At 66.1% G+C, this 519-nt stretch carries 1 protein-coding gene; it reads left to right on the plus strand.

Translation table 11 applies throughout. From position 1 onward, the window contains the following. Positions 1-447, plus strand: a 447-nt coding sequence (locus tag ACFQQL_RS19150) for an ABC transporter permease (RefSeq protein ID WP_382396850.1), incomplete at its 5' end; no start/stop codon positions are given. Between the last annotated feature and the right edge of the window lie 72 nt (positions 448-519).

The following is a 519-nucleotide window of genomic DNA, read 5'->3' on the forward strand; positions in this document are numbered from 1 at the left end:
GGGGAAGGATTCCCCGACCAGCTCTGGCATCTCACCCTCCCCGCCATCGCGCTGGCCTGCTCGTCACTCGCGCTCGTCGCTCGCATCACCCGTGCGTCCGTGCGTGACGAGTCCAAACGCGAGCACGTCCAGACCGCGATCAGTCGCGGGTTGCCGGCCGGAGTCGTGTTGCGCCGTCACATCCTCCGCAACGCCGCCATCCCCATCACGACCGCCACCGGCCTCACGATCGCCTCGCTCGTCGTGCTGGTGTCGATCGTGGAACAGGCATTCAACCTCAACGGTTTGGGGTCCACGTTGGTCAGCGCCGCACAGAACAAGGATTTCGCAGTGGTCCAGGCTATCTCTCTTCTGATGGTGGTGGCGTTCGTGCTCATCAACACCATCGTCGACTTCCTCTACGCGCTGCTCGACCCGCGCGTCAGCCTCGGGACGGCGGCGGCATGATGACGACCGCGACCGGGCACGCCCCCATCACCGGCGTCGTTGACACGCCCACCCGCAGTCGGAGGATTCGGG

It is taken from the genome of Georgenia alba, from assembly GCF_042665525.1.
In the GTDB taxonomy this organism is placed as follows: Bacteria; Actinomycetota; Actinomycetes; order Actinomycetales; family Actinomycetaceae; genus Allobogoriella; species Allobogoriella alba.